This window comes from Propioniciclava sp. MC1683 (genome assembly GCF_014164675.1).
Classification (GTDB): domain Bacteria; phylum Actinomycetota; class Actinomycetes; order Propionibacteriales; family Propionibacteriaceae; genus Propioniciclava.
On sequence record NZ_JACJFX010000084.1, the window covers coordinates 1 to 1,881 of the forward strand.

Below are 1,881 nucleotides of genomic sequence, written 5' to 3' on the forward strand. Positions count from 1 at the left end.
CCACGACCACGGCGACCATCACGAGCAGGACCCGAACCGCGCCGATCCTGCCGCCGCCCGTCCTTCGTTGATCCAAGGTCTCCAACACAGCGCCCCTTATCGATTCTCGATGTTATCGAGAAACAATACATGTCTGTGGTGTTCGGCGCCAGCAGGCTCATCCGTCGCCGTCAGGACGGCCTGCGTGCCGGACTCAAGCCCTCTACGGTGCGCGGCAATACAGGATGTTCAACGGGAGGATCGAGACGCCGGCCGTGTGTCGCTTCCGACCCAACCGGTTCTCTCCTGTGGTTGGGCTGCCTGGGTCCGAACTTCTCCGCGACCACCAAGGCCTCCTCTAGGTCAGAGGATCGAGCCGACATCTGATCCTACGGTGGGGTAGGCGGCGGTCATCGATTTCAGTTGATGGGTTGTCAGTTCGAGCTTCATGGCGAGGCCGAAGAAGTTGACCAGTTCGCCGTACTCCGGGCCGAGCAGGTGTGCGCCGACGATCCGATCCGTGGATCGGTCGATGAGGATCTTGGTGGCCGCGGTGGTCTCACCGATGCGGTAGTTGGAGTACCAGCCGCTGGTGTCGCGGTAGCGGACGTCGACGTCGATACCTGGGCTGCGGGATGGAATCCGGACCGCTTGATATTCATGTTTCAGGCTGCCTTGTTGGTTTCGTACCAGTCCTGCTCTGCTTCGTTCGGGGTGCGATATTGAAGCGCGGAATGCAACCGTTTCTGATTGTAACGCAACTCGATGTAGCGTGCAATATCCCGGATAGCATGCCGCCGAGTCGGATACACGGTCCGATGAACCCGCTCCACTTTCAAGGTCGCATTGAACGACTCAGCCCACGCATTGTCATAGCAGATCCCAGTCCGTCCGACCGACCGAACAATCCCGGCCGCGCGCGTGAACTCGGCAAACTCGGCCGACATGTATTGAGTCCCGCGATCCGAATGGAAAATCGTCTCCCCGCTGCGGATATGGCCATTACTGATCGCCATGGCCAGGGCGTCGGTGACCAGCTCGGTTCGCATGTGCTCGGCCATCGCGTACCCGACGACCTTCTTCGTGCAGCAGTCCAGCACGGTGGCCAGATACACCCACCCCTGCCAGGTCGGAATGTAGGTGATGTCGCCGACCAGCTTGAGCCCGGGCTCGTCGGCGGTGAAGTCCCTGTTGACCAGATCCGGCAGATCCTTCGCGTCAGCCGGGATCGTGGTCCTGGGCCCGCTGCGGCGCGGCTGACAAGCCACCAAGCCGCGCTCGGCCATGATCGCACGCACCGTCTGCGGGTCACACGGCCTGCCTGCCCGCACCAAGGCGGCATGGATCCGTCGGTGGCCGTAGGTGGCGTCGGAGTCGGCGAACAGGACCTCGATGATGTCGCCGAGCTCGTCGCGCCACCGCTGGGTCACCGAGACCGGCCGGTTGAGCCACTCGTAGTAGCCGGCCCGCGACACCCTCGCCCACCGACACATGCTCCGGATCGAGTAGTTGCCTTCTTCGCTGTTGATGAACGCGTACTTCGCGGTCACCGGAACTCTTTGGCGAAGAAGGCCGCCGCTTTTCCCAGGAACTCCCGCTCGGCCTTCAACTCGCGGACCTCTTTACGCAACCGTGCCAGTTCAGCACGCTCCGGTTCGCTGATCTCCGGTAACTCATCCGGGTGGTCCCGCCGATACGCATTCACCCAATTCCTGAGTGTTTCCGAGCCGATACCATGATCACGCGCGACCTCGGCAACAGTCCGCGACGACTCAATCACCGCACGAACCGCCTCCGCCTTGAATTCCGGGCTGAACTTCTTCCGGGTCATTCGATCCCTTCCATTTCTCCCACGGATTCTACCGGTGGGGGCTCTTGGTCCGGAAACAATCCCTCACCTCA

The 1,881-nt window shown here is 61.8% G+C and carries 2 protein-coding genes; both read right to left on the reverse strand.

The annotated features are described in order from the left end of the window. Positions 1-342: 342 nt before the first annotated feature. Complete coding sequence (locus tag H5397_RS17290) at positions 343-702, reverse strand: NAD(P)/FAD-dependent oxidoreductase (protein WP_182818979.1); 360 nt, start codon at positions 700-702, stop codon at positions 343-345. After that, positions 645-1,810, reverse strand: a protein-coding gene (locus H5397_RS17295; RefSeq protein WP_182818977.1) for an IS3 family transposase whose coding sequence is annotated in 2 segments (ribosomal slippage) — positions 645-1,564 and positions 1,564-1,810 — 1,167 coding nt in all. Because the reading frame shifts where the segments join, the coding sequence is not laid out codon by codon here. Before H5397_RS17295 ends, H5397_RS17290 begins: the two co-directional genes overlap by 58 nt. Positions 1,811-1,881: the final 71 nt, after the last annotated feature.